The 26,520-nt window shown below is 68.1% G+C and carries 23 protein-coding genes; 8 read left to right on the top strand and 15 right to left on the bottom strand.

The features are described from left to right. Positions 1-371: 371 nt before the first annotated feature. The 3 genes from ACQP0P_RS40980 (at position 372) to ACQP0P_RS40970 (ending at position 3,368) form a co-directional block, all read left to right on the top strand. On the top strand, positions 372-1,718 hold the full coding sequence (locus ACQP0P_RS40980; protein ID WP_433366543.1) for an HD-GYP domain-containing protein: 1,347 nt from the start codon (positions 372-374) through the stop codon (positions 1,716-1,718). After that, positions 1,715-2,995 carry an HD-GYP domain-containing protein gene (locus tag ACQP0P_RS40975; RefSeq protein WP_433366540.1) on the top strand — a complete coding sequence of 427 codons (1,281 nt, stop codon included), beginning with the start codon at positions 1,715-1,717 and terminating at the stop codon, positions 2,993-2,995. The genes ACQP0P_RS40980 and ACQP0P_RS40975 overlap by 4 nt, the downstream gene beginning before the upstream one ends. A gap of 160 nt (positions 2,996-3,155) precedes the next feature. Next, on the top strand, positions 3,156-3,368 hold the full coding sequence (locus ACQP0P_RS40970) for a biotin/lipoyl-binding carrier protein (protein WP_433366538.1): 213 nt from the start codon (positions 3,156-3,158) through the stop codon (positions 3,366-3,368). On the opposite strand, the gene ACQP0P_RS40965 is transcribed toward ACQP0P_RS40970, so the two are convergent. Next, a complete protein-coding gene (locus tag ACQP0P_RS40965; protein ID WP_433366535.1) occupies positions 3,358-3,762 on the bottom strand; it encodes a thioesterase family protein in 405 nt (134 codons plus the stop codon). The genes ACQP0P_RS40970 and ACQP0P_RS40965 overlap by 11 nt on opposite strands. 580 nt (positions 3,763-4,342) lie before the next feature. On the opposite strand from ACQP0P_RS40965, the gene ACQP0P_RS40960 reads away from it, so the two are divergent. Continuing rightward, positions 4,343-6,124 carry a protein kinase domain-containing protein gene (locus ACQP0P_RS40960; protein WP_433366532.1) on the top strand — a complete coding sequence of 594 codons (1,782 nt, stop codon included), beginning with the start codon at positions 4,343-4,345 and terminating at the stop codon, positions 6,122-6,124. Between the two features lie 95 nt (positions 6,125-6,219). On the opposite strand, the gene ACQP0P_RS40955 is transcribed toward ACQP0P_RS40960, so the two are convergent. The 5 genes from ACQP0P_RS40955 to ACQP0P_RS40935 form a co-directional block, all read right to left on the bottom strand. Continuing rightward, positions 6,220-7,872 (bottom strand): acetolactate synthase, encoded by a 1,653-nt coding sequence (locus ACQP0P_RS40955; RefSeq protein ID WP_433366529.1) that lies wholly within the window; start codon positions 7,870-7,872, stop codon positions 6,220-6,222. Positions 7,873-8,004: 132 nt separating this feature from the next. Further along, positions 8,005-9,000 carry a biotin synthase BioB gene (gene bioB / locus ACQP0P_RS40950; RefSeq protein ID WP_433366526.1) on the bottom strand — a complete coding sequence of 332 codons (996 nt, stop codon included), beginning with the start codon at positions 8,998-9,000 and terminating at the stop codon, positions 8,005-8,007. Positions 9,001-9,103: 103 nt separating this feature from the next. After that, positions 9,104-9,826, bottom strand: a complete 723-nt coding sequence (gene bioD, locus ACQP0P_RS40945) for a dethiobiotin synthase (protein WP_433366523.1) — start codon at positions 9,824-9,826, stop codon at positions 9,104-9,106. Between the two features lie 19 nt (positions 9,827-9,845). Further along, positions 9,846-10,565, bottom strand: coding sequence for a GntR family transcriptional regulator (locus ACQP0P_RS40940; RefSeq protein ID WP_030924850.1), 720 nt, complete (start codon positions 10,563-10,565; stop codon positions 9,846-9,848). Continuing rightward, the gene (locus ACQP0P_RS40935; RefSeq protein ID WP_433366520.1) at positions 10,562-11,722 is read right to left on the bottom strand and encodes an 8-amino-7-oxononanoate synthase; all 1,161 of its coding nucleotides are present in this window, start codon (positions 11,720-11,722) and stop codon (positions 10,562-10,564) included. Before ACQP0P_RS40935 ends, ACQP0P_RS40940 begins: the two co-directional genes overlap by 4 nt. Positions 11,723-11,790: 68 nt before the next feature. Between ACQP0P_RS40935 and ACQP0P_RS40930 the strand changes: the two genes are divergently transcribed. Next, positions 11,791-13,254 carry a PAS domain-containing sensor histidine kinase gene (locus ACQP0P_RS40930; RefSeq protein WP_350914278.1) on the top strand — a complete coding sequence of 488 codons (1,464 nt, stop codon included), beginning with the start codon at positions 11,791-11,793 and terminating at the stop codon, positions 13,252-13,254. 422 nt (positions 13,255-13,676) lie between these two features. Here the strand turns inward: ACQP0P_RS40930 and ACQP0P_RS40925 are convergent, their stop codons facing one another. Together ACQP0P_RS40925 and ACQP0P_RS40920 are read right to left on the bottom strand one after the other, a co-directional pair. After that, positions 13,677-13,925 carry a WhiB family transcriptional regulator gene (locus ACQP0P_RS40925; protein ID WP_433366517.1) on the bottom strand — a complete coding sequence of 83 codons (249 nt, stop codon included), beginning with the start codon at positions 13,923-13,925 and terminating at the stop codon, positions 13,677-13,679. 279 nt (positions 13,926-14,204) lie between these two features. Further along, on the bottom strand, positions 14,205-15,164 hold the full coding sequence (locus ACQP0P_RS40920) for a diacylglycerol/lipid kinase family protein (RefSeq protein ID WP_433366514.1): 960 nt from the start codon (positions 15,162-15,164) through the stop codon (positions 14,205-14,207). 114 nt (positions 15,165-15,278) lie between these two features. Between ACQP0P_RS40920 and ACQP0P_RS40915 the strand changes: the two genes are divergently transcribed. Continuing rightward, the gene (locus ACQP0P_RS40915; RefSeq protein ID WP_433366511.1) at positions 15,279-15,662 is read left to right on the top strand and encodes a hypothetical protein; all 384 of its coding nucleotides are present in this window, start codon (positions 15,279-15,281) and stop codon (positions 15,660-15,662) included. 269 nt (positions 15,663-15,931) lie between these two features. Here the strand turns inward: ACQP0P_RS40915 and ACQP0P_RS40910 are convergent, their stop codons facing one another. The 3 genes from ACQP0P_RS40910 to sodN form a co-directional block, all read right to left on the bottom strand. Continuing rightward, positions 15,932-16,732 carry an RNA polymerase sigma factor SigF gene (locus ACQP0P_RS40910; protein WP_030924834.1) on the bottom strand — a complete coding sequence of 267 codons (801 nt, stop codon included), beginning with the start codon at positions 16,730-16,732 and terminating at the stop codon, positions 15,932-15,934. Then, positions 16,729-17,154 carry an anti-sigma factor gene (locus ACQP0P_RS40905; RefSeq protein ID WP_030924831.1) on the bottom strand — a complete coding sequence of 142 codons (426 nt, stop codon included), beginning with the start codon at positions 17,152-17,154 and terminating at the stop codon, positions 16,729-16,731. The genes ACQP0P_RS40910 and ACQP0P_RS40905 overlap by 4 nt, the downstream gene beginning before the upstream one ends. A gap of 613 nt (positions 17,155-17,767) precedes the next feature. Further along, positions 17,768-18,169: a superoxide dismutase, Ni gene (sodN, locus tag ACQP0P_RS40900; protein WP_350914286.1), complete on the bottom strand. Its 402-nt coding sequence runs from the start codon at positions 18,167-18,169 to the stop codon at positions 17,768-17,770. A gap of 90 nt (positions 18,170-18,259) precedes the next feature. Between sodN and ACQP0P_RS40895 the strand changes: the two genes are divergently transcribed. Continuing rightward, positions 18,260-18,562 carry a S24 family peptidase gene (locus ACQP0P_RS40895; RefSeq protein ID WP_433366506.1) on the top strand — a complete coding sequence of 101 codons (303 nt, stop codon included), beginning with the start codon at positions 18,260-18,262 and terminating at the stop codon, positions 18,560-18,562. Here ACQP0P_RS40895 and ACQP0P_RS40890 read toward each other — a convergent pair. Further along, a complete protein-coding gene (locus tag ACQP0P_RS40890) occupies positions 18,532-19,062 on the bottom strand; it encodes a CGNR zinc finger domain-containing protein (protein WP_433366503.1) in 531 nt (176 codons plus the stop codon). The two genes, ACQP0P_RS40895 and ACQP0P_RS40890, sit on opposite strands and share 31 nt — an antisense overlap. Positions 19,063-19,339: 277 nt before the next feature. Here ACQP0P_RS40890 and ACQP0P_RS40885 point away from each other — a divergent pair, with 277 nt between their 5' ends. Next, on the top strand, positions 19,340-20,533 hold the full coding sequence (locus ACQP0P_RS40885; RefSeq protein WP_433366500.1) for an NAD(P)-dependent malic enzyme: 1,194 nt from the start codon (positions 19,340-19,342) through the stop codon (positions 20,531-20,533). 488 nt (positions 20,534-21,021) lie between these two features. On the opposite strand, the gene ACQP0P_RS40880 is transcribed toward ACQP0P_RS40885, so the two are convergent. From ACQP0P_RS40880 to ACQP0P_RS40870, 3 genes are all read right to left on the bottom strand, one after another. After that, positions 21,022-22,536: a hypothetical protein gene (locus ACQP0P_RS40880; RefSeq protein WP_433366497.1), complete on the bottom strand. Its 1,515-nt coding sequence runs from the start codon at positions 22,534-22,536 to the stop codon at positions 21,022-21,024. Positions 22,537-23,367: 831 nt separating this feature from the next. Beyond that, positions 23,368-24,882 (bottom strand): hypothetical protein, encoded by a 1,515-nt coding sequence (locus ACQP0P_RS40875; protein WP_433366497.1) that lies wholly within the window; start codon positions 24,880-24,882, stop codon positions 23,368-23,370. A gap of 462 nt (positions 24,883-25,344) precedes the next feature. Then, positions 25,345-26,517 (bottom strand): trypsin-like serine peptidase, encoded by a 1,173-nt coding sequence (locus tag ACQP0P_RS40870; RefSeq protein WP_433366494.1) that lies wholly within the window; start codon positions 26,515-26,517, stop codon positions 25,345-25,347. Between the last annotated feature and the right edge of the window lie 3 nt (positions 26,518-26,520).

Here is a 26,520-nt window from a genome sequence, read left to right as displayed (position 1 = left end):
GGAAGCCCCCTGGGGACATGCCCCATGCCCTCCCCCGAGGGACTCCCCGTGAGGCCGCGCCGGCGACTGGACTGAGGAGAGGGAGGTCGCGAGGAACGAGCGACCTGCCTCGACAAGGGAAGGAGCCGGGTAAGAGCGGCCGAACCGCGACGCGTTAGCGTCGCCAGAGGCAGGCCCGTCAGCAGCCCGTGATTGACCGGTTACGCTTTGCTTGGGATTGGCCGTCTCGCCCTCCTGATCTGGCTCGCTTCTGTAGCCTGAGTGCGAAATCGACGTGGAGGCAGCGCATGTTGAAGGAACCGGTCGACCCGGCCCACCCCGGGATCTCCTGGACCTGAACGCGCGCCCTTTGGAACCCTAGGGTGGCCGCTTTGCGTGGACTGCCGTGGTTTGCCAAGGTCTATCTGATCCTTGTGATCGGAGCCGCCTTCGTGCTGCTCGGATACAGCGTGGCGGCGGACGGTCGTCTGGATCGGCTCGACTGGTCCAACCTCATGGTGCTTGCCCTGCTGTTCCTGGTGTGCGAGTCGGTACCCACCCTGTTGAGCGTCAGGCAGGCGGCGGTGTCGGTCAGCTTCTCCGCCGTGCTCGCCGCGGTGGTGCTGCTCGGCCCCGAGGGGGCGGCGCTGGTCGGCATGACGGCCATGTTCAGCGTGCGGCCCGGCCTGCCGCTGGTGAAGCGGCTGTTCAACAGCGCCCAGTTCGCCATCTGCGGCTACGTCGCGGGCCGGGTCTACGTGGCGCTCGGTGGCAGGGCCGAGGTGCCCACCGTCGCCGGCTTCGACGAGATCATCGTGCCGTTCGCGGGTGCGGCGGCCGTCTTCGTGCCCCTCAACTTCGTCCTGATCGCGTTGGTGCTGGCGGTCACGGGCCAGGCCGATCAGGTGCCGCTGCGGGGCGTGGCCCAGTTCATGGTCTCCTACTTCGGTTACGCCACCTTCGGCCTGCTGATCGCGGGGCTGTGGGCCACGGTCAACTCGATCTCCGCGGTGCTCGTGCTGCTCCCGCTCTTCGTGGCTCGCTGGGCCTTCGGCCAGTACCTCGCGCAGCAGCGCTCCTACGACGCCACGATCGCCGCGCTCTGCCAGGCGGTGGAGACCAAGGACTACTACACGCGCGGCCACTGCACCCGCGTCTCCCTGGCCGCGGGAATGATCGCTGAGGAGATCGGCATGGGGCCCGAGCGGTTGCGCGCGATCCGCTACGCCGGAATGCTCCACGACGTGGGCAAGCTGGGCGTGCCGACCAAGGTGCTGCAGAAGGACGGTCCGCTCAGCGAGGAGGAGTTCGCGGCCATCCAGCTCCATCCGATGCGTGGGCTGGAGATCGTGCGCGGCATCGACTTCCTGGACGAGGCGTTCGCCGGGATCATGCACCACCACGAGCGGCAGGACGGCAAGGGCTACCCGATGGGGCTGGCGGGGGACGAGATCCCGGAGTTCGCCAGGATCATCGCGGTGGCCGACGCCTTCGACTCGATGACCTCGGACCGTTCCTATCGCAACGCCCGCCCGCGCGAGGTGGCCATGACCGAGCTGCGCAAGGGCGCCGGTACCCAGTTCGACCCGGTGATGGTCGTGGCGTTCATCAAGGCGGTCGACCGTGACGGCTGGGAGCCGCCGCGTACCGTCGTCACGCCCCCGGCCGACGTGGCGGAGACCACCACGAAGGACCACGACGACCCGACCATGCCCATTCAGGTGGTGTCCGAGCGATGAACGGCTCCGGCGCCAACCGGGCTTTCCAGGCGCTCGACTCGGGCCAGCTGCTGCTGATCTGCGCGGCGGGCCTGCTGGCGGTGGCCGGGGTGGCCCACACGGCCGCGACAGGGCTGCTCGATCCCCAGATCGCCGTCGCCTTCGGCGCGTTGATCGCGGTGGGTGAACTGGCCAGGCTGACCATGCCCGGTAACAGGGAGGTGGCACCGATCGGCGCGGCGGCCGCGCTCGGTTACACGCTCCTGCTGGACATGGGTGGCGTTCCCACCCGGCACTCGGCGCTCCAGGTCGTCGCGGTGCTCTCGGTCGGCATGGTCGCCGGGGCACTGCCGCACCTCGCGGTGGGCCGCCCACCCCGCCTGGACGCGATGGCGCGCAGGCTGCTCACCGGCGCCCTGCTCGCGCTGGCCTACCGGCCGCTGGCGGGCCCGCTGTTCGACCTGGCCAGAGGCGATGAGAGCGGCTGGTGGCCCGCGCTCGGAGTGATGGCCCTGTTCATCCTGCTCATGGTGGTGGCCGACGTGCTGCTGGCCGCCGCGCTCCGGGCCGAGCAGGTGCGTGCCGCCTTCAAGGTGGCCGTTCACGACGAGCTGTGGATGGCCGCGCCGTTGGGGGTCGCCGTCGCGGCCTCGGGCATCCTGCTCGCGCTCGCCTCGCACAGCATGGGCATGGTCGCGCTGCTGGTCTTCGCGGCGCCGCTGCTGGTCACCCAGGTCGCCTTCCGCAAGTACGCCGGGATCAGGGCCACCTATCTGCAGACTGTACGAGCGTTGTCGCGGGTCACCGAGGTCGGTGGCTATGTCGAGCCGGGGCATTCCCGCCGGGTGAGCCGCCTGGCGGTGGCGGTCGGGCGGGAGCTCGGCACGGCCGAGCCCGAGTTGCTGGAGCTCGAATACGCCGCGCTCATGCACGACATCGGTCAGCTGTCGCTGCGCGACCCGATTCCCGGCGGTGCCACGGTTCTCACCGACCCCGAGCAGGCGCGGCGCATCGCCGAGCTGGGCGCGGAGGTGATCAAGCAGACCGGGGTGCTGGACCGGGTGGCCGAGATCGTCCGTCGTCAGTGTGACACCTGCGCCGAGACGCCGCCCACGGCCAGCCGCATCATCAAGGCGGCCAACGCCTACGACGATCTCGTGGGTGGTTCCAGTGACCGTGATCGGGCAGGCGCCGCGCTGGAGCGTCTCCGTCTCGGCGCGGGCAAGGAGTACGATCCGACGGTCGTCGAGGCGATGGCCAGAGTGATCGACAGGCTGGCCCCGATCCATCGGCTTTAGGCTTTTCCTATAGCTGAACGCTGGCTGAGGCTCTGCCTGGAGCTGCTGGAACGGCCGGAGTCCGTCGACGGAAAGTACGACACAGGACTGGTATCTCGCATGCGAGCATGATCAGCTCTGTCTGGCACAGTTGAAGAACGTTGAACGATGGGAGTTTCCGGTGGCTGAGATCCGCGCTGAGATGGTGGCGAACGTCTGGAAGGTCCTCGTGGCCGAGGGGGACACCGTCGAGGACGGCGACACCCTGCTCATTCTTGAGTCGATGAAGATGGAGATCCCGGTCCTCACCGAGGACGACGGCGTGGTCGCCACGTTGCAGGTCGCCGAGGGCGACGTCATCCAGGAGGGTGACCTGATCGCCGTCATCGAGTAGTTCCGCCCCCGCTCCCGGGAGTGAGGCGCGCGAGGAAGCGCTCGCGGTCGACGACGACGCGCTCGATGGTTCCGCTCGCGACGACGGACTCCCGATCGCGGGCGGTGAAGCCGAAGACCAGGCGGCGGCCGTCGACCTCGGTGAGTTCGACGGCGACCTCGATGTGCGTGCCGACCGGGCTGGCCGCCAGGTGCTCCAGAGAGACCCGTGTGCCCACGGAGGTCTGGCCGGGGGCCAGAGCTCCCGCGACGGCCTGGAGGGTCGCCTGTTCCGCGAGAGCCAGCACGCGGGGGGTGGCCAGCACGGGGACGTCCCCGCTGCCGACCCTCGTCGCGGTGTCCTCCCTCTCCACCATGGTGAGAAGCCGTGCCTGCAGACCGGGAGCGAGCGTCATGCGCGCCAGCATAGGCTCTGGTCCCGTGACCCCGTACTGCGACCACTGCGGCCGTCCGGAGGGTGAGGCCGACCACGCCGGGTGCCGGGCAGCGCGCGTGATGGAGCCGCCCCGTTACTGTGCCCGCTGTCGCCGCCGGATGGTGGTGCAGGTGACCCCCGGCGGCTGGTCCGCGCGCTGCGCCGAGCACGGTGTGACAAGCGGCTGACGGTGATCACCATGTGCCGGTTTTTTCGCCCGAATGCGGTTCGGTCGAGATGGGTTGCTTTTGCCCCGGCTTACGTCTTATCTGCGTAGTCTTGTAGGGTTTTACGGACTTCGCTGATGTGCTGTGGGTTGCCGTTGCGGCACCTGGGTCGGCTGTTTCGGGTATGACGCCCGAGCTGCCCTGGGCGCAAGGGCCTGCAAGGTGTACAAGTACGCCCAAAATTGCCGGGGTTTGTGCGATGCTACGGCACGCGTCTTGTTTGCGAGCCAAACGGCATGCAGGGTTTCGTTACAGCGCCGTGATGGTGCCGCGATGCGAATCCGCTTTGTTGGAGAGCCCTGGCGTAGGAGTGGAGAGGGTTACGGGGGAGTAATGGTGGCCCAAGGCACGACGCTGGCGGGGCGGTATCGCCTGGATACCCGCATCGGCGCCGGCGGTATGGGCGAGGTGTGGAAGGGCGAGGACATGGTCCTGGCCCGCACCGTCGCCGTCAAGGTGCTGCTCCCGGGCCGTACCGACGATCCGGGCTTCCTGGTTCGCTTCCAGGGCGAGGCCAGGGCGATGGCGACGATCAACCATCCCGGGGTCGTCGACGTGTACGACTACGGGGTTCACGAGGTACCCGGCGCGGGGGCTACGGCGTACCTGGTGATGAAGTTCGTCGACGGCGAGCCGCTCGACCGCCTGCTCGGGCGGCTGCGACGCATCGCCCCCGGGGCCGCGATGGACCTCATCTCCCAGGCGGCCTCGGCGCTGCAGGCGGTCCACGACCAGGGCATCGTCCATCGGGACATCAAGCCGGGCAACCTGCTGGTGCGCTCGGACGGCACCCTGGTGCTCACCGACTTCGGCATCGCCAGATCCGACACCGCCAGCCGGCTGACGGACGCGGGCATGGTGCTCGGCACCGCCGCCTACTGCGCGCCGGAGCAGGCGGAGGGCGCACCCGTCACGCCCGCCGTGGACATCTACGCGCTGGGCGTGGTGGCGTACGAGTGCCTGGCCGGGCAGCGCCCGTTCGACGGTGACACGCCGGTCACCATCGCGCTCAAGCACATCCGCGAGGCGCCGCCGCCGCTGCCGCCGGACGTCCCGCCCGCGATTCGGGCGCTTGTGGAGCGCTCCCTCGCCAAGGATCCGGCCCGGCGCTTCCCCAGCGCCATGGCCATGAGCGCCGCCGCGAGGCAGTCGGTCCTCCCACAGGACGCCGAGGCGGGTCCGCAGCAGTCACCGGTCGAGACCGGCTGGCAGGAACAGGCATCCGCCGGACCGCAGACGGGCTGGCAGGGCTCCGCCACACCTCAGCCAGGGCATGGGCCGACGGGTGGCTGGCAGGGGGCCGAGCCGCCCGTGGTCCCGGGTTCGGCGCAGACCACCGAGGCCATCCCCGGTGGGCGTGGCTCCCGCGCCATGAGGAAGCCACGGCGTAAGGGCGGGCTGGTGGCCATGTCCGCCACGGCGGGCGTGATATGCGTTGGTCTCGTGGCAGTGGCGATCAACGGTCTGGCGGCCTCCAGGACGCCAAAAGACAACATGAACGCCCAGGCGACGCCCAGCGTGAGTGAATCGGCGACGCCCAGCGTGAAGCCGCCGCAGAAGCGGCGAGTGCCCAACGTGACGGGTCTGACACCTGAGACGGCCAGAGCCTACTTGAGGAAGGCGGGTCTTAAGGCGACTGTCATCGGGAACGCCGACGCCGGCGGCTCGGAGTGCGCGAAGGTCGTTCAGCAGGAACCGGCCGCCCGGGTCATGTGGGATCCAAGAAAGCCGGTGGAGATCGTGGTGGCCAATGATGGCTGTCCGCCATCGACGGAGCCCTCCGAGCCGCCCCCGACCCCCACCCCGACCCCCACGCCGACCCCCACCCCCACGCCGACCCCCACCCCGACCCCGACCCCCACGCCGGTGCAGAAGAGGAAGGTGCCGAACGTCGTGGGTCTGACACCGTCGGCGGCTGTGGCACAGCTCAAGGCGGCGGGCCTGAAGGCGAAGGTCAGTGAGAGCGCCGACATCGATCACTCACAGTGCTTGAAAGTGGTTCAGCAGGACCCCGGGCCGACTGTCATGTGGGACTCCAGCAAGCCGGTGGAGATCGTGGTGATCAGTGAGAAGTGCCCACCGACCCCCACGCCGACCCCCACGCCGACAACCTAGCCAGATGCCCCCTGCGAGTAGCGAAAGATCCGGTCAACGCGGTGGCGGGTCTCGTCGGCGACAGGCCGACGAGACCGACGCCCGCCGAGTAGGGCCTAGATGCCCGTGGTCTGGCGAGGGTAGGCCACCGAGGGGTCGGTGGCGATGTTGACCATGTAGGGCACACCGGAGTCGAACGCGCGGCGCAGGGCCGGGCCGATCTGCGAGGGGTCGGTGACGAGCTCACCGCCACCGCCGAGGGCGGTCACCACCTGGTCGTAGCGGCACTGCGGCTGGAGGTCCGCGGCCACGTCGTAGCCGTAGAGCATCTGCATGGGGTGCTTCTCCAGGCCCCACATGCCGTTGTTGCCGCAGATCATCACGACCGGCAGGCGGTGCCGCACGAGCGTGTCGACGTCCATCAGCGAGAAGCCGGCCGCACCGTCGCCGAGCAGCAGCACCACCTGCGAGGAGGGACGGGCCACCCTGGCGGCGATGGCGTAACCCAGGCCCGTGCCCAGGCAGCCGTACGGGCCCGGGTCGAGCCAGTTTCCCGGCTGCTTCGGCTCGACGTACTTGCCCGCGTACGAGACGAAGTCGCCGCCGTCGCCGATCACCACGGCGTCGTCGGCGAGGAGCTTGCCCAGCTCGCCGTAGATCCGCATCGGATGGATCGGGTCGGCCGCGGACTCAAGCAGGGCGGCGTCGGCGGTGATGGCGGCCGAGGCCGCCTCGGAGAGTCGGGTCACCCAGGGCGCGTAGGCCTTGGGGGACACGCCCGCTTCGGCACAGGCCGTGCCAAGCCCCCAGAAGAGCAGCGAGAGGTCACCGGCGGCGGTGCCCGCGGGCTCCATGTGCGTGGTCAGCTGCGACGGCGCGTCGGCCAGGTGCACGACCTTGGCGAGCGGGGTGCCGTCCTTGCCGCCGAACCAGCCGTAGCCGAGGCGGAAGTCGATCGGGGTGCCGGCCACGATCACCAGGTCGGCCTGGGAGAACGCCATTCCCCTGGCCCGGGTGACCAGCAGTTCGTGGCCCGCGGGCAGGATGCCGCGGCCCTGGCCGTTGGGGATGACCGGCAGGCGGTATTCCTCGGCGAAGCTCCTGGCGACCTCCTCTGCGCGGTCCATCCACACGTCGGAGCCGAGCACCAGCACCGGGCGCCGGGCCTCGGCGATCAGGCGGGCGATCGCGGCCAGCGCGTCGGGGTCGGGCTCCAGCGGCGACGGGGTCAGCGTCTCGGGAGCCTCTTCGAGCGGAGGCGCGGCCGAGAAGAGGTGGTCCATGTGGAAGTCGAGGAAGACGGGGCCGCGGTGCGGGGCCAGGGCGGTGCGGAAGGCCATCTCCACGTCCTGCGCGACGGAGTCGGCGCCCGAGCCGGTGAAGGCCAGCTTGGTGATCGGTGCGAACAGCGGCGGGTGGTCGATCTCCTGCAGCGCGCCCGAACCCCACCGGGACTGGGGGGCACGGCCGCCCATGACCACGACGGGCGAGCCGTTGAAGTGCGCGGTGGCCACTCCGCTGACGCCGTTGGTGATGCCGGGTCCCGCGGTGAGCACGGCCAGCCCGGGTTTACGGGTGAGCCGCGCGGTCGCCTCGGCGGCGAAGACCGCGCTCTGCTCGTGGCGGACGTCCAGGATGGGCATCCCCTCGTGGACCGCGCCGTCGTAGAGCGGGAAGACATGCCCACCGGACAGGGTGAACATGGTCTCGATGCCGTATGCCTTGGAGATGGCGACCGCGATGTCACCTGCGTGCTTCGGAGACTCCATATCGCGCAACCTACCAGTCAGTCACTTAGCCGAACAGGGATTGTTCTCCCTGCCCAGATCCCCTCGCCTAATGCGGGCAGCACATATGGCATCCGGCTGGAGATAAGGGACCGGCATCCGTCGGCGGGAGGCTCAGAGAGTGTCGGAGAGCGCCTTGATGGGCATCTTCAGGTCCGCCAGCAGGCCGAGGTCGGCCTCGGCCGCGCGGCCCAGGGTGGTCAGATAGTTCCCCACGATGATCGCGTTGATGCCGCCGAGCATGCCGTCGCGGGTGCCCAGGTCGCCCAGGGTCAGCTCGCGACCGCCCGCATAGCGCAGGATCGTGCGGGGCAGCGCGAGCCTGAAGGTGGCGATCGTCCGGAGCGCCTCGGACCCCTCCAGCAGCGGGAAGGACTCGAAGGGCGTGCCGGGGCGCGGGTTGAGGAAGTTCAGCGGGACCTCGTCGGGCGCCAGCTCGCCCAGCTGCCCGGCGAACTCGGCCCGCTGCTCCCGCGTCTCGCCCATGCCCACGATGCCGCCGCAGCACAGTTCCATGCCGGCCTCGCGCACCATCAGGCAGGTGTCCCAGCGCTCCTCCCAGGTGTGGGTGGTGACGACCTTCCCGAAGTGCGACCTCGCGGTCTCCAGGTTGTGGTTGTAGCGGTGCACGCCCATCTCGGCCAGCTCGTCGACCTGCGACTGGGTGAGCATGCCCAGCGAGCACGCGACGTTGATGTCGACCGCCTCGCGGATCGCCTTCACCCCCTGGCGGACCTGGTCCATCAGGCGCTGGTCGGGTCCCCGTACGGCGGCCACGATGCAGAACTCGGTCGCCCCGGTCGCGGCGGTCTCCCTGGCGGCCTCGACCAGAGAGGGGATGTCCAGCCAGAGGGAGCGGACCGGGGAGGAGAACTGCCCCGACTGCGAGCAGAAGTGGCAGTCCTCGGGGCAGCCGCCGGTCTTGAGGGAGACGATCCCCTCGACCTCCACCTCGGGACCACACCATTTCATCCGCACCTCGTGGGCCAGGGCCAGCAGCTCGGCCAGGCGGTCGTCCGGCAGCTCCAGGCAGCGCAGGGCCTGCGCGGCGTCGAGACCTCGGCCTTCTTCCAGCACCTGCGTTCTGGCGATCTCGAGGATGTCGCTCATCAAATACCTCCGGCGTGGAGATCCCGGGTGCGGCCCCGGGAAGGGACGGGATTCCCGGCTTCCACCGGGGAGGACGTCGAGCGGTTCGGATCCGAGGTCGTGGCTACGGGGAAAGCCTAAGCGTGGTGCGGAAGGCGGCGGGGTCGAAGCCACCGCCCAGCGCCGGCCCCAGCCCGGAGTGGGCGGCGCGGGCGAAGGCGTCGCGCTCCAGTAGCCCGGCGCCCTCGGGGAGGGCGCCCGCCAGCGGCCGGGCGGCCAGCATCTCCAGATCCGCGACGTTGCTCCGCTCGGCGAGACCGGGCGTGGCCGGCCAGGAGCCGATCACCACCCCGGCCGGCTCCAGCCCTCGGTGGGCCATCGCCTCCAGCGTCAGCGCGGTGTGGTTGAGCGTGCCCAGCCCGGCTCTGGTCACCAGGAGCACCGGTGCCGAGAGCGTCCTGGCCAGGTCGGCCAGGGTCGCGCCCTCCTCGTCGAAGCGGACGAGGAGTCCGCCCGCCCCCTCGACGATCACCAGCCGGTGTGAGTCGGCCAGCTCGCCGACCCGGTCCGCCACCCGGGCGAGGGAGACCGGCGGCAGACCGGCCAGGCGCGCCGCCGCCGCGGGGGACAGCGCGGCGGGGTACCTGGCCGACTCGAAGGTCGTCCGTACCCCGGACAGCCGGATGACGTCGTCCACGTCGCCGGGTTCGGTGTCCGACACCCCGGTCTGCGCGGGTTTCACCACGGCCACGGAGGAGCCCCGCTCCCTGGCGAGCGAGGCCACCGCCGCGGTGACGACGGTCTTTCCCACCCCGGTGTCGGTCCCGGTGACCACGAGAATGCTCACCCGTCCCAGCTTAGGTGGGTCAGGGGCGGCGCAGGCGGGTGACGAACTTGTAGCGGTCGCCCCGGTACAGGGACTGGGCCCACTCGACCGGGTTGCCGTCCGCGTCGAAGGCGTGCCTGGTGAGCAGGAGCAGCGGCAGGCCCGCGTCGACGCCGAGCACCTGCGCGTCGTACGGGGTGGCCAGCACGGTCTCGATGATCTCCTCGGCGTCGGTCAGTCGCACGTTGTACGCGTTGTACAGCGTCTCGTACAGCGAGGAGTGCATCTCCAGCTCCCGCCGCAGGCGGGGGAAACGCCGGGCCGACAGGTGGGTGGTGTCGATCGACATCGGCTCGCCGCTGGCCAGGCGTAGCCGGTGGATGCGCAGCACGCGGCCGCCGGCGTTGATGGCCAGGCGGCGGGCCAGCTGCTCGTCGGCGGTGACGTAGCTGATGTCAAGGATCTTGGTATCGGGTTCGAGGCCGACGGTCCGCAGATCCCCGGTGTAGGAGGTCAGCTGGAGGACCTGGGCGACCTTGGGCTGTGCGACGAACGTCCCCTTGCCCTGGATGCGCACCAGGCGACCCTCGACCACGAGCTCGGACAGGGCCTGGCGCACCGTGGTGCGCGACGTCTCGAAGCGGACCGCGAGGGCTCGCTCGGGGGGCAGGGCGCTGCCCGCGGGCAGGCTCTTGGTGAGGGTGAGCAGGCTGCGCTTGACGTCGTAGTATTTCGGGATTCTCGGGGAGTCGTCGCTCACATGGTCACCTTCATCTCGGCCACGGCGGTGAGTGCACCCCTGATCACCGCTAGATCGTCGGAACTCAGATTGGCCCGTGCCGTCAACCGCAGGCAAGAGCGGCCGACCGGCACCGAGGGCGGCCGGAAGCATCCGGCACGCACCCCGTGTTCCGCACAGATGAGGGCGGCCCGAAGTGCGATCTCGGGTGGGCCGAGCACGACGGGGACGACCGCACCCGCCGGATCGCCGCTCTCCAGGCCGAGATCGCAGGCCATAGCGGCCAGCTTCCTCGCCATGGTTCGCACGCGTCCGGGCAGTTCGGGCTGATGGTGAAGGATACCGACAGCGGCGAGTGCCGCGGCCACGCTGCCGGGTGCCAGCCCGGTGTCGAAGATGAACGGCCGGCCCGTGTCCACAAGGGTTTGGATCACCTCGGGCGCGCCCAGTACGGCTCCGCCCTGAGCCCCCAGGGACTTGGAAAGTGTGATCGTTCTCACAATTCCCGGCTCGGCCGCCAGCCCCGCGGCGTGCACAGCACCCTGTCCGCGCGGCCCGATGACCCCGATCGCGTGGGCCTCGTCGACGATCAGCAGCGCACCCTGCCGCACCGTCGCCGCGTACAACTCCGCGAGCGGGGCCAGATCGCCGTCCACGGAGAAGACCGCGTCCGTGACCACGATCGCGTGCTCCTCGTCCCGGCAGGCCAGCGCCCTCTCCACGGCGGCGACGTCCCGGTGCGGGGTGATCACGACCCGCGAGCGCGACAGCCGGCAGGCGTCCACTATCGACGCGTGGTTGCCCGCCTCGGAGACCACCAGGGCGCCCCTGCCCAGGGCCGCGACGGCGGCCAGGTTGGCCAGGTAGCCGGAGGAGAACACCAGGGCGCCCTCCGCGCCGGTGAAGGCGCACAGTCGCGCCTCCAGGCGTGCGTGCAAGGCCGTGGAGCCGGTGACCAGGCGGGAACCCGTGGAGCCGGTACCCCAGGTGCGTGTCGCCGCCACGGCCGCCTCGGCCAGCCGCTCGTCCCTGGCCAGGCCGAGGTAGTCGTTGGAGGCCAGATCGACGAGGCCGTCGTCGTCCGGTGTGCGGGCGCGCAGGGTCCGCCGCAGCCCCGCGGCCTCCCTCGTGACCGCCGCCGTACGGAACCGGGCCAGCGGATCAGGGATCTGCTCCATAAGCGGCATCTTTTCAGCAGGACTCACCCGATTCGCGTTCGGGCCTGGAAAGAACGCATGATGCACGGGTGCCGACTCTAAGCGACCTGGCGGTTCGTCACACCGCGCTCGACGATGCGGACCTTGAGTGGATGCACTCGCTGGTCTCCGACTGGCAGCTCCTCGCGGATCTGTCCTTTGCCGACCTGATTCTGTGGATCCCGCTGAAGGACGGCTCCGGCTGGGTCGCGATCGCGCAGATGCGGCCCACCACCGGGCCGACCGTCTATCACGACGACATCGTGGGCATGATCGCGGCGAAGGGCGAACGGCCGCTGCTGGAGACCGCCTGGAACGAGCGGCGTATCTGCCGCGAGGGCGATCCGGACTGGTCGAGCGGGGTGCCGGTGCGCGAGGAGACCATTCCCGTGCGGCGGGCCGACCACTTCCTGGGCGTCATCCAGCGCTCGACGAACCTGTCCTCCGCGCGGACCCCCTCCAGGCTGGAGCTGACGTACCTGCAGAGCGCCTCCGACCTGGCCCAGATGGTGGCCGAGGGCCGCTTCCCGTTCTCCGGTGCGGAGCCGATCCTGGTCCGCTCCCCGCGCGTGGGCGACGGGCTGCTCCGGCTCGACCGGGCGGGCCGTGTCACGTACGCCTCGCCGAACGCGCTGTCGGCCTACCGGCGGCTGGGCCTCACCGCCGACCTGGTCGGTGCGGAGCTGGGCCGTACGACCGCCACGCTCTGTTACTCCGACGAGCCCATCAACGAGAACCTGATGATCGTCGCGAGCGGGCGAGAGCCCAGGGAGACGGAGGTGGAGTCGGGCGGTACCGTGGTGCAGCTGCGGGCGATCCCGCTGATCGTCGGTGGTGGAAGGATCGGCGCTCTGGTGCTCATCAGGGATGTGACCGAGCTGCGCCGCCGCGAGCGAGAGCTGATGACCAAGGACGCCACCATCAGGGAGATCCACCACCGGGTGAAGAACAACCTGCAGACGGTGGCCGCGCTGCTGCGGCTCCAGGCCAGGCGGCTGCGGCTGCCGGAGGGCAGGGAGGCGCTGGAGGAGGCGGTACGCAGGGTCGGGTCGATCGCGATCGTGCACGAGACGCTCTCCCATACGCCCGAGGAGCAGGTGGACTTCGACGACATCGCCGACAGGGTGATCGCGATGACGGGAGAGGTCGCGGCCCCGGAGACGCAGGTCGTGCCGCGCCGGGTCGGGAGCTTCGGGGTGCTGCGCTCGGAGATCGCGACGCCGCTGGCGATGGTCCTCACGGAGTTGCTGCAGAACGCGGTCCAGCACGGGCTGGCGCAGCGTCAGGGTAAGCTCCAGGTGATCGTGTCGCGCGGGGCCGAGCGGTTGGACGTGATCGTGTCCGACAACGGCAGTGGGCTGCCGGAGGACTTCGACCTGGACCAGACCACCAGTCTGGGGTTGCAGATCGTACGGACCCTGGTGGTGGGCGAGTTGTCCGGGCGGCTGGCCATCGAACCGCGACAGGGCGGCGGCACCGAGGTAAGCCTGAGCATCCCCCTCCCCGCGGCCTGAGCAGCGGAGCAGGGAAACCACGTCAGATCGAAACCTCACAGCGAGGCCGCATCGCCGACCGGACCAAGGAGCGGAGCGTCCTTACCGCAACGCGCGGCGTCGCCGTTGACGCAACGCGAAACGGAACAAGTAGGAAGAAAGCGGGTAAGAGCGCTTCACCTCAACGCCACGCCGGTGACCGGTTCAGATGCCACCCTGGGACGTGCCCATGTCCTGCCCCGAGGGACTACCGTGAGGCCGCGCCGGGGACTGGACTGAGGAGAGCGGGGTCGTGAGGAACGAACGACCCTGATCGACGAGGGAAGGAGCCGGGTAAGAGCGGCCGAACCGCGACGCGCCAGCGTCGCCATCGGCACGCGGCCGAACCGCGACGCGCAGCGTCGCCATCGGCACGCGGCCGAACCGCGACGCGCAGCGTCGCATTAGACTCGGGCGCGGGCTCGGGCCGCACGGCGCTTGAAGGCGCGTCGCTCGTCCTCACTCAGGCCGCCCCAGACACCGGCGTCCTGCCCGGACTCCAGTGCCCACTTCAGGCATGCTTCACTGATGGTGCAAGTACGGCAGACCTGCTTCGCTTCTTCGATCTGCATCAGGGCGGGGCCGGTGTTGCCGATCGGGAAGAACAGCTCGGGGTCCACGTCACGGCAGGCAGCTCGGTGGCGCCAGTCCATGCGTCCACTCCTTAGTAAAGAGGAGCCCTTATGCGCTCCAACGGCTCACTTTGTGAAGAGTTTCACTAACCAGCGCGAACAACTCCCCGAGCCGTGGTTCGGCTCGGGGCACGTCCGCTTGATCGCCGATGGCCTGGGAGCGGGGTGCCGCTCAAAGGTCCTACGTTCCGACGTCAATCTCGAGATTGTCAGCCACGCTCAGTACACGCAAGAGGTTTGGGAGAAGGTTTTGCCTGAAATGGGTGTCGGATGCGTCACACAATGACGGGACGTAACGGGTTAGACCACGACTCGTAACGCATTGGGGATAGAGCGGAACGTTATCCTCTCAACCTCCCCCAGGTAGTCCCCATCCAGCTGAAACGCCACGGGCCGCCCGGCACTCAGCGTGAACTCTCTCTCGTCGTGGAGCTGCACCAGATGACGGCCGGTGGGCAGAGTGTCGCGGGCACCGATGATCTGAGGTATCAGCTGGAGCATGCTCGGCAGGCCCAGACGCTGCAGGCCCAGCAGGTCAAGGCCGGTCTCGAAGCTCGCCCACGGGGTCGGTGAGATCGGCCGCGGGCCGATGTACGTCCAGGGCGAGGTGTTGGAGACGACGGCCATGTAGATGCCGCCGGTCGGCGGCACCTCCGGCCCCTCGACGGTCATCGAGGGGTGACGCTTGTCCGTCGACAGGTAGTGGTGCAACGCGGTGTTCACATAGCGCGAGGGTGTGGCCTTGCGGCCGGTGCCCCGTATCCCTTCGACCGCTCTGACCACCTCGGCGTCGTACCCCAGGCCACTACAGAACGTGAAATATCTAGTCTGGCCATCCCAGATCGCCTGACCGAGGCCGACGATCCGCTGCCGGCCGTCACGGATCGCCTCCAGGATCGCCCCCACCGCCTCGACCGGGCCGTTCGGCAGGCCGAGGGCCCTGACGAAGACGTTGGCGCTGCCGCCGGGGATGGCCAGCAGCGCCGGCCGGTCGACCGAACTGCCCTGGTCGCCGCCCTTTCCGTCCACCGGATCGAGCAGTCCGTTCACCGCCTCGTTGATGGTGCCGTCACCGCCCAGTACGGCCAGCACGTCGTAACCGGAGGCGTGGGCCTTGCGGGAGAGCTGTGTCGCGTGCCCCCGGTAGCCGGTCTCCTCGACGGTCAGGTTCATCGTCGCGCTCAGCGCCCTGATGAGCACATCCCTGGTCCGCTGGTTGGTCGTCGTCGCCTTCGGATTCACCAGGAGCATCGCGCGCATAATCTCAGCGTATCCGCCGGCACCCGGACCTCCGCCGAAACCCGACCTTCCGTCAAGATCTGAGCCGAGACGGCAAAGAACGGTGTGGCACCCCCCGGCGATAGGGTTGACACCGTGTCGAACCGTCCGATGACCCTCACCGTCGCCGCCGCCGTCATGGCGGTGGAAGGCGCCACTGCTCTGCTCCTCGGCGGCTACGTCGGTGTGGAGACCGTGATCGGCCGGCCGTCCGACCTGATGACCTCGATCGCCGTCGCGGTGTCCGGGATCATCATCGGCGCGGCCCTGCTCTGGGTCGGATGGGGCATGATCCTCACCGAGCGGTGGGCCCGGAGTCCGGGCGTGCTGACGCAGATCTTCGCCATCCCGATCTCGGTCACGCTGATCCAGTCCGACCAACTGGTGATCGGCATCTCGCTGATCACCCTGGCGGTGATCGGACTGGTCACGCTACTGTCCCCGCCGACGACGCACGCCCTCTACGGGGACCAGGACTAGGCACCTGCCCACCGGGGCCGGTCAGACGGGGCCTCGCCGCGTTGTCACCGGTCACCGCGGCTTCCTCCTCCGCTATACGAGGCACCACCTGACCGATCCTCGCAGGCAGGCCCTAGGCTCTGCCCTGCGGATCTTTTGCCTACTGCGGTCGGTCAGGCGGCGCCTCGCCGCGTTGTCGTCGGTCACCGCAGCACGCTGCGGCTCCCTCCTCCGCCTTGCGAGACACCACCTGACCGATCCTCGCCACGGCAAGATCCACAGGACAGAGCCTAGTCGTCCACGGTCAGGCCCTCGCGGAGCTGGGCGAGTGTCCTGGCGAGCAGCCGGGACACGTGCATCTGCGAGATGCCGAGCTCGGTGGCGATCTGGGACTGTGTCATGTTGCCGAAGAAACGCAGCAGCAGGATCCGCTTCTCGCGCGGAGGCAGCCGCTCCAGCAGGGGCTTGAGCGACTCGCGGTACTCGACGCCCTCCAGGGAGTCGTCCACGATGCCGAGGGAGTCGGCCACCGCCGGCGCGTCGTCATCGCCGGAGTCGGGCGCGTCGAGGGAGACCGTGGAGTAGGCGTTGGCCGACTCCAGCCCTTCGAGCACCTCCTCCTCGCTCATCTTCAGGAACGTGGCCAGCTCGGCCACGGTCGGCGCGCGTCCCTCCCGCTGGGAGAGCTCGCTGATCGCCTTGGTGAGCGAGAGCTTCAGCTCCTGCAGCCGACGCGGCACACGGACCGCCCAGCCCTTGTCACGGAAGTGACGTTTGATCTCGCCGACGATCGTCGGGGTGGCGTAGGTGGAGAACTCCACACCGCGGCCGAGATCGAAACGGTCGATCGACTTGATCAGACCGATGGTCGCGACCTGTGTGAGGTCATCCAGCCACTCGCCCCGGTTGCGGAACCGGCGGGCGAGATATTCGACGAGGGGCAGGTGGAGCTCGACGAGCTCGTCACGGATGCGCTGGCGCCGGGGGTCGTCGGAGGTCAACTCCACCAGCTCTGCGAAGAGCAGGCGCGCACGCACCCGGTCGGGCACCGCGTGGTCGCTGGCGGCCATGGCACGAGTCCTTTCCGTCACGCCGGCCTCGCCGCGCCTCGGCGCTTGCGGAGGACGATCGCCATACGGTCGGGGGAGTCGGTTACGGCATCCACATCATCAGCCAGGGCGGTGAGCACCATCCACGCGAAATCGTCGCGCTTCGGGGGGGTGCTTCCCACCGTGCTGACCTCGACCCGCACCTTCATCAACTGCCCGGTGAGTTCGAACTCGGCGGTCAGATCGGTGCCGGGGACGGCCTGGGTCAGCAGCATCGCACACGCCTCGTCGACCGCGATCCGTAGATCCTCGATCTCGTCCAGCGTGAAGTCCAGCCGTACGGCAAGTGCGGCTGTCGCCGTACGCAGCACGGACAGATAGGCACTCGTCGCCGGCAGCCGGACGCTCACCACGTCACGGATCCCGCCCATGCCGACCGCGGGCGCCTCGGTGTGTTCGGTCACGTTCCTCCTCGCAGAGTCGCTGACTGCAACCTACAGCCCTGAGACGGTGGTTGGCCCATTTGGACTCGCGATCGGAGCGATTTGACTGTATTGATTACGAAGCTAGCGCGTGTCGTGTAGATGGCGACGCTGTACTGTCGGCGACGCTAACGCGTCGCGGTTCGGCCCTGTGCTGACTGCGACGCTAACGCGTTGCTGACTGCGACGCTAACGCGTCGCGGTTCGGCCGCTCTTACCCGGCTCCTTCCCTCGTCGACCGGGGTCGCTCGTTCCTCGCGACCCCGCTCTCCTCAGTCCAGTCGCCGGCGCGGCCTCACGGGTAGTCCCTCAGGGGAAAGCATGGGGCACGTCCCCAGGATGTTTTCTGGGGCGGGTTGACGGCACGTCCGCGCGGAGGTTCCTGGGGCTCTCCGGTCCGGATCAAGGGGTGTCCGGGAACTCCTTGATCCGGATTGCCAGCGCTTCCTCGCGAGTTGCCGGCGACGCCGGCGCGTCGCGGTGAGGCCGCTGGGACCCGGCTCCTTCCCTCGTCGAGCGGGGTCGCTCGTACCTCGCGACCCCGCTCTCCTCAGTCCAGTCGCCGGCGCGGCCTCACGGGTTGGTCGGGAGGATTCTAGGCGGCCTTGGTCTCCCAGAAGATCTTGGAGATCTCGTCGATCTTGCCCAGCAGCTCGTCGGCCTTGGCGACGTCAACGGTGCCCTTGCCGCCGGCCGCGCCCGCGAGCTTGGTGGCCTCCCAGAACAGCTGGTGCAGCTGCGGGTAGGTCTCCAGGTGCGGGGGCTTGAAGTAGTCGGTCCACAGCACCCACAGGTGGTGCTTGACCAGCTCGGCCCGCTCCTCCTTGATGGAGAGCGCACGGGAGCGGAACACCGGGTCCTCGTTTCCGGCGTACTTCTCCATGATGGCCTTGACGGACTCGGCCTCGATGCGGGCCTGGGCCGGGTCGTACACGCCGCAGGGCAGGTCGCAGTGCGCCGACGCGATGTGCCTGGGGCGCAGAAGTCGTGCAAGCATCGGAAATCCTTCCTTGATGCCATGTTCAGAATGGTCCGGTTAACGACCTTACTCGTCTCCGAATGCCCGTGTGGGAGGGGGTTACGCTCGATGAGAGTACGTGTCGCAGGGGACTCGATGCTGCCCGCGCTGCGGTCCGGTGACTGGCTCTGGGTACGGCGCGGAGCGGTGGTGAGGCCCGGGGATCTGGTCGTCGCCCGGCTGCCGTCCGACCCTGCTGTGCTCATCGTCAAACGCGCGGTCTGGGAGGCGGACGGCGGCTGGTGGCTGGAGAGCGACAACCAGCGCGCTCCCGGCAGGCGCGACAGCTGGGACTTCGGCGCGCTGCCCGCGTCGTCGATCGTCGGCCGGGTGGTGCTGCGCTACTGGCCGACCTTCTGGCGGGCCCGGTAGGCGGCGACGTTGGCACGGCTGGCGCACCGCTCCGAGCAGTACCGGCGCGATCGGTTGGAGGAGGTGTCGAGGTAGGCCCTGCGGCAGGGCGGCGCCTGGCAGAGGCCGAGCCGGTCGACGCCGAGATCGGTGATCATGGTGGCGAGTCCCATCACCGCTCCCACGGCGTACTGGTCGGCCATCCGGCCACCCTCGGTGAGGTGCAGATGCCAGCGCTCGCCGTCGTGTCCGGAGATCTGTGGCTGGACCGGGTGGTGGATCAGCAGCGAGTTGAGCCGGTCGACCACCCCCTCCTCGTCGCCCGCCTCGGCGGTCTCGAACACGATCATCAGCTCTTCGCGCAGGTCGCGCAGGGCTTCCAGGTCGCTTCTGGTGATGCGGCAGCCGGGCCGGTAGCGACCGCCCTCTTCCAGGAGCGTGCGCAGCCCTTCGAGACCGGTCAGCCGGTCGGGGCTGTTGATCAGTAGTACGGCCAGCTCCGCGTAGGAGGTCAGGTCCATCTGAGGATCCGTCAATGTAAGAGGTGGCATGGACTTCGAGTATTACACGGTGTGGTGAGGTTAACACCGGGACGACGAAAGTATGGGTCCCCGCCCGTGGTGACAGTCTCAACATGTGGCACAATCGAGCGACGGGTGACCCCCGAACCCTCCAGACGACCGTGCTCAGTGAAGTAGGCCCCGAGCGGCTACCGAAGCCGGGGACAGGCTTCCCGCGGCCGTCTCAGAAGGAACTATCCGTCTGCCTGACTGAACTACAGGGGTCGCTGTGGCCACCATGCCATCTTCCATCTCTCTCGAAGCTCTCGAAGCCCTGGATCTGGATCCGGCCTTCGCCCTGCACCGCGGGGGCAAGCTGGAGGTCCGCTCCACGGTCCCGGTCCGCAACGCCGACGACCTGGCACTCGCCTACACACCTGGCGTGGCCAGAGTCTGCAGCGCGATCGCCGAGAAGCCCGAGCTCGCCAAGGACTACACCTGGATCTCCAACGTGGTCGCCGTCATCTCCGACGGCACCGCGGTGCTCGGTCTCGGAGACATCGGGCCTGCCGCCGCCATGCCGGTCATGGAGGGCAAGGCCCTGCTGTTCAAGCAGTTCGCAGGCGTCGACGCGGTGCCCATCTGCCTGGACTGCACCGACGTGGACGAACTGGTCGAGACGGTCGTCCGGCTCGCCCCCTCCTTCGGGGGGATCAACCTTGAGGACATCAGCGCCCCCCGCTGTTTCGAGGTCGAGGCGCGCCTCCGCGAGATCCTCGACATCCCCGTCTTCCACGACGACCAGCACGGCACCGCGATCGTCGTGCTGGCCGCGTTGAAGAACGCGGCGCGGCTGACCGGTCGCTCGCTGGGCGATCTGCGGGCCGTGGTCGCCGGCGCCGGTGCCTCCGGGATCGCGGTCAGCCGGATCCTGCTCAACGCGGGCATCGGTGACATCGCGGTGGCCGACTCCAAGGGCGTCATCCACCAGGGCCGCGACGGGCTCAACCCGGTGAAGGAGGCCCTGGCGCGCGACAGCAACAGGGCGGGCCTGCACGGTTCCACCGAGCAGGCGCTGGCCGGGGCCGACGTGTTCATCGGGCTGTCCGGCTCGACGGTCTCGGAGGAGGCCATCGCGTCGATGTCCTCCGGTTCGATCGTCTTCGCGCTGTCCAACCCGACGCCCGAGGTGCGGCCGGAGGTCGCGCGCAAGTACGCACAGGTGGTCGCGACCGGCCGTTCCGACTTCCCCAACCAGATCAACAACGTGCTGGCCTTCCCCGGCGTCTTCCGCGGGGCGCTCGACGTCCGCGCCACCACGATCACCGAGAACATGAAGGTCGCCGCCGCCGAGGCGCTGGCCGGGGTGGTCGGGGACGACGATCTGTCGGCCGACTACGTGATCCCCAGCCCGTTCGACGAGCGCGTCGCCCCGGCGGTCATCGCCGCCGTCTCCGAGCAGGCCCGTGCCGACGGGGTCGCCCGTCTCTAGATCGCGACAGCCCAGACGGCACGGCAGGCGAACTCGCCGTCCGGCCGAAGTACGATCACGCCCACCAGGCACACGACCGAACGCCCCTCGCCCGACCGGCGGGGGGCGTTCCTGGTCTCCGGGGACGCCGGTATCCGTCGCGCGTCGTGTTACGGAAAGTGCTTCCTGGCACCTGTGCTCACAGGGGCGCGGGTACGAGCGTCGGCCTGCTCGGCCTTGGAAGGAGCGGGAGAGGCGCGCTCGGTCGTCTCAGAGAGCCCGTTGCCGGCCAGGACTCGCTACCCCATCACGGTCCTGCGGCGGAGACCGAGTCTTCCGCCTCGCGGGGGCGGAGGTGAAACGGGGGCGGGGAGCCTTCACCGGTGAGAATCCGGTGGGAATGGCCGAAGGGGTCCGGCTGGTGCCGGACCCCTTCGGGTGAAGCTGGTGGATCAGGTGAGCCTTGAGGTTTGGACGCTCAGGCTCGGGTGATCGTCAGGAAGCTACTACTACTTGACGATCGTGCCGGACCAGACGTTGGCGGCCTTGCTGTAGACCGTCTGGGTCTCACCGTCGAAGTACGGCGAGGTGATCAGGTCGTAGCGGCCGTTGTTGTCCTGGTCGCCGAACAGGCTGGTGACACCGTTGACGTAGCCGAGACGCTTGGCGTTGCTGTACTTGGCGAGCCAGGGGCCACCGTCGGCGCCGGGGGTGAAGGAGCTCTTCAGGCCAACGTGCTCCTCGACCTTGTGAGCGGCCGACACGTAGGTCTTGCCGGAGGTCTTGCCGTAGGTCCACTTCGGCGTGACACCGGTGTAGGCCTTGTTGCCGTCGGGGTGCGCGTCGGCCGGGTAGCCGAACACGAACACCGTCTGCTCGGGCTTCTGGTTCCAGGTGAAGCCCTGGCCACCGACGTTGTCGCCGAGGCGACCGCTGTCCTTGATGAAGCCGTCGATGACGTAGTAGACCGTCTTGAAGAACGACTTGACGTCGGTCTTCTTCACCCAGAACTTCACCCAGTAGTGGGTGATGGTGTAGTTGCCCTTTTCGTCGATCTTCCGGTAGCCGGGACCGGTGTAGGCGTCGTACTTCGCCTTGGTGGCGTGCTCAACGGTGGTCTTGCCGGGGGCCTTGGCGCCGTTGACCTGGCCGCTGGGGGCCTTGTCGTAGGCGTCCTTGCTGACCTCTTCGAAGACCTTCACCGCGCCGGGGAAGTCCGGGCCGACCGGGTCCTTGATGGTCTCGGCCTTGGCCCAAGCGGCCGAGGTCTCGCCACCGTGCAGGTCCACGGTCTTCTTGTACTCGTCCTCGGTGATCGGGACGTCCTTGCCGAACTTGGCGCCGCTGAAGGCGTCGTAGTCCTTCTGGCTGACTTCCTTGGCGGTGCCGCCACCGATCTGGACACCGTTGTAGACGGTCACGAACGCGTAGTCGCGGTCGCGGTCGTTGTAGACGGAGTAGTCGTAGTGCGTGAACGCGGTCTTACCCACGTAGATGCCGTACGGGGTCTTGCCCTGGTAGTAGCCGGGGACGAAGACCCAGTTGTCCATGACGCTGGCGTTCTTGCTGTCGTCGTAGACGCAGTGGCCGGCGGTCGCGACCAGGTTGCGGTACTTGCCCTGGATCGAGGTGGCCGAGCACCACTTCAGGTCGCCGCTGGAGTCGACGAAGAACACCTTGCCGATGCTCTTGGGCAGGTTGATGTTCTTGACCTTGGCGGCGGTCTTCTTCTCTTCGCCGATCGGGGCGACGATGCCCGGCTTGCCGTCGGGGGTGTAGCCGCCGCTCGCGTTCAGCTTCGCCGTGGCCTTGGTCTCCCAGGTGTAGGGAGTCGCCTTGGCGAGGTTGTTGGTGTGGTCGTTGGCCGCGAGCCAGAACTTGGCGACCTCGACCGCGGACGGGGCGTCCTTGGCCATGGTGTCGTAGGCCCAGTCCGGAACGGCGTTGGCGGTACCGGCCAGACCAGCGGCCAGCAGACCGGTGGCCAGAACGGCGCCACCGGCGGGGAGGAGGATGCGCTTCAAGGGAACTCCTTGGTCTGATGTGGAACGCTTCTTGCGTCCCATGCGTCAGTAAAGGGAATGCCAGAAACATACAGCGCCGATCTTGAACACCGGAAGCCGCTTTGGGGATCAAAGAGGTCCTTGATCACGTCGATGCTGTTCTGTGATGTTTAGACACCCCTGAAGCTGTTGTTGAGGTTGGGGGTTGAGTGCCATGTTTACGCAGATAGACATGGGGTTGTTGTGAAAGTTGCCGATGTGGCGTGAGTGGATGGGTACGTTCGGTTACCAGTGGAATGTGACTCAGATCACATCAAGTTGATGGCACCGATTCCGTGAGAGACACGTCTAAAGGGCCGGCGATCCGGGATCCGGGGGCCAGGTGGGCCGAGCGGCATGCGGGGCGGATGCCGGGAAGGCGCGAGAGCCTCTCTCGGAGGCTTGATCCTTTTGCTGCCGGGCTCCGGGCGCCGGGGGTGGGGAAGACCCTTGCGGGAGGCCCGATCCCTGCTGGCGGCTCATACGGCGTCGCGCGGGTGGCACGGCTCGCGGCCCACGGGGCTACGCCAGGCGGTTACCGGATCTTCAGCCTCTGGCGTCGCCGAGCTCCTTGCCGAAACGGGCGGTCGGGTCGAGTGCCGAGTTCCCTGGCCGGAGGCGCCACAACATCGAAGGGCCCGGCATCTGCCGGGCCCTTCGGTATCTATGTGAAGCCGGTGGTCGCTTCCGCGATCCCGGTGGGAATGGCCGAAGGGGTCCGGCTGGTGCCGGACCCCTTCGGGTGAAGCTGGTGGATCAGGTGAGCCTTGAGGTTTGGACGCTCAGGCTCGGGTGATCGTCAGGAAGCTACTACTACTTGACGATCGTGCCGGACCAGACGTTGGCGGCCTTGCTGTAGACCGTCTGGGTCTCACCGTCGAAGTACGGCGAGGTGATCAGGTCGTAGCGGCCGTTGTTGTCCTGGTCGCCGAACAGGCTGGTGACACCGTTGACGTAGCCGAGACGCTTGGCGTTGCTGTACTTGGCGAGCCAGGGGCCACCGTCGGCGCCGGGGGTGAAGGAGCTCTTCAGGCCAACGTGCTCCTCGACCTTGTGAGCGGCCGACACGTAGGTCTTGCCGGAGGTCTTGCCGTAGGTCCACTTCGGCGTGACACCGGTGTAGGCCTTGTTGCCGTCGGGGTGCGCGTCGGCCGGGTAGCCGAACACGAACACCGTCTGCTCGGGCTTCTGGTTCCAGGTGAAGCCCTGGCCACCGACGTTGTCGCCGAGGCGACCGCTGTCCTTGATGAAGCCGTCGATGACGTAGTAGACCGTCTTGAAGAACGACTTGACGTCGGTCTTCTTCACCCAGAACTTCACCCAGTAGTGGGTGATGGTGTAGTTGCCCTTTTCGTCGATCTTCCGGTAGCCGGGACCGGTGTAGGCGTCGTACTTCGCCTTGGTGGCGTGCTCAACGGTGGTCTTGCCGGGGGCCTTGGCGCCGTTGACCTGGCCGCTGGGGGCCTTGTCGTAGGCGTCCTTGCTGACCTCTTCGAAGACCTTCACCGCGCCGGGGAAGTCCGGGCCGACCGGGTCCTTGATGGTCTCGGCCTTGGCCCAAGCGGCCGAGGTCTCGCCACCGTGCAGGTCCACGGTCTTCTTGTACTCGTCCTCGGTGATCGGGACGTCCTTGCCGAACTTGGCGCCGCTGAAGGCGTCGTAGTCCTTCTGGCTGACTTCCTTGGCGGTGCCGCCACCGATCTGGACACCGTTGTAGACGGTCACGAACGCGTAGTCGCGGTCGCGGTCGTTGTAGACGGAGTAGTCGTAGTGCGTGAACGCGGTCTTACCCACGTAGATGCCGTACGGGGTCTTGCCCTGGTAGTAGCCGGGGACGAAGACCCAGTTGTCCATGACGCTGGCGTTCTTGCTGTCGTCGTAGACGCAGTGGCCGGCGGTCGCGACCAGGTTGCGGTACTTGCCCTGGATCGAGGTGGCCGAGCACCACTTCAGGTCGCCGCTGGAGTCGACGAAGAACACCTTGCCGATGCTCTTGGGCAGGTTGATGTTCTTGACCTTGGCGGCGGTCTTCTTCTCTTCGCCGATCGGGGCGACGATGCCCGGCTTGCCGTCGGGGGTGTAGCCGCCGCTCGCGTTCAGCTTCGCCGTGGCCTTGGTCTCCCAGGTGTAGGGAGTCGCCTTGGCGAGGTTGTTGGTGTGGTCGTTGGCCGCGAGCCAGAACTTGGCGACCTCGACCGCGGACGGGGCGTCCTTGGCCATGGTGTCGTAGGCCCAGTCCGGAACGGCGTTGGCGGTACCGGCCAGACCAGCGGCCAGCAGACCGGTGGCCAGAACGGCGCCACCGGCGGGGAGGAGGATGCGCTTCAAGGGAACTCCTTGGTCTGATGTGGAACGCTTCTTGCGTCCCATGCGTCAGTAAAGGGAATGCCAGAAACATACAGCGCCGATCTTGAACACCGGAAGCCGCTTTGAGAGGGAAGAGGCGGGTCTGGAGCGTCGAGACCGTTTCGTGATGTTTAACTGGCTCTGATGTCGACGCTGTAACCAAAACTTGCTCAAGGTGTTTGCGCAGCTAGACATGATGTTGGGATGAAAGTGGCGGATGTGGCGTGAGTGTCCGCTTACTGTGAGCCACCATGTCTATGTGACATAGATCACATCAAGTTGATGGCACCGATTTCGCCGCGGGCACGTCTAACGCCCCTCTCAAGGCCCGATTCGGCTTTGGCGCCACCTCGAGGCCCGGCCTCCCGCCCCGGAAACGGGTGCGGGACCCGGCGCGTGGCGCCGGGTCCCGCTGGTGGTTCAGGAACGTCGAAGGTACGCGAGCTACTTGTAGAGCTCGCCGTTCGGACCGACGATCCTGCCGGACCACACGTTGGCGGCCTTGCGGTAGATCTCGGCGGTCTCACCGTCGAAGTACGGCGAGGTGATCAGGTCGTAGCGGTCGTTCTGGTCCTGGTCGCCGAAGAGGCTGGTGACACCGTTGACGTAGCCGAGACGCCTGGCGCTGCTGTACTGCGTCAACCACGGGCCGCCGTCGGCGCCGGGGGTGAAGGCGCCCTTGAGACCGACGTGCTCCTCGACCTTCTCCGCCGCGGAGACGTACTCCTTGCCCGACGTCTTGCCGTACAGGTACTTGGGGGTCACGCCGCTGTAGGGCCTGTCGCCGTCGGGGTGCGGGGCGGCGGGGTAGCCGAAGACGTAGACGGGCTTTCCGGTCTTCTGGTTCCAGGTGAAGCCCTGGCCGCCGACGTTGTCACCCAGGCGGCCGACATCCTTGGAGAGCAGGATGTAGTAGTGCGAGCCGCGCGACCACTTGGGACCGCTGAATCCCGCGTACTCGGCCTTGGTGACCTGCTTGACGCCGTTGAAGGCGACTCCGTTGTAGACGGTGACGAAGGCGTAGTCCTTGTCGTAGTCCTCGTAGTTGGCGAAGTCGTAGTGCGTCCACGCCGACTTGCCGACGTAGATGCCCCACGGAGTCTTGCCCTGGTAGTAGCCGGGGACGAAGACCCACTTGTCGAGGGTGTCGCTGTTGCTGCCGGGGTCGTAGACGCAGTGGCCGGCCGTGGCGACCAGGTTGCGGTACTTGCCCTGGATCGAGGTGGCCGAGCACCACCGGTACTGCCCGTTGACGACGAAGAACACCTTGCCGATGGTCTTGGGCAGGTTGACGTTCTTGGCGAGCGACGGGGTGGGCTTCTGGGAACCGGTCGGGCCGACGCTGCCGGGACTGCCGTCGGGGGAGAAACCGCCACCGACCTTCATCTTCGGGGCGCCGGGGTCCGCGTTGTAGACGGTCGCCCTCTTGAGGGCGGCGAAGTTCGAGGCCGCCCAGAAGTTGATGACCGAGACCGCCGAGGAGTTGTTCCCGGCCATCGGGTCGGTCGCCCAGTCGGGGGCGGCCTGGGCGGTGCCCGCCAGGGTGCCGACCAGGGTGGTGGCCAGCAGGGCGGTGGCGGCTGCGGCGCCACCGAGGGGAAGAAGAGAGTGCTTCAAAAG

This window comes from Streptosporangium sp. CA-115845, assembly GCF_050943795.1.
Taxonomy (GTDB): Bacteria; Actinomycetota; Actinomycetes; order Streptosporangiales; family Streptosporangiaceae; genus Streptosporangium.
Note: the sequence above shows the minus strand (reverse complement) of the source record. Positions and strands in the feature narration are given on the sequence as shown.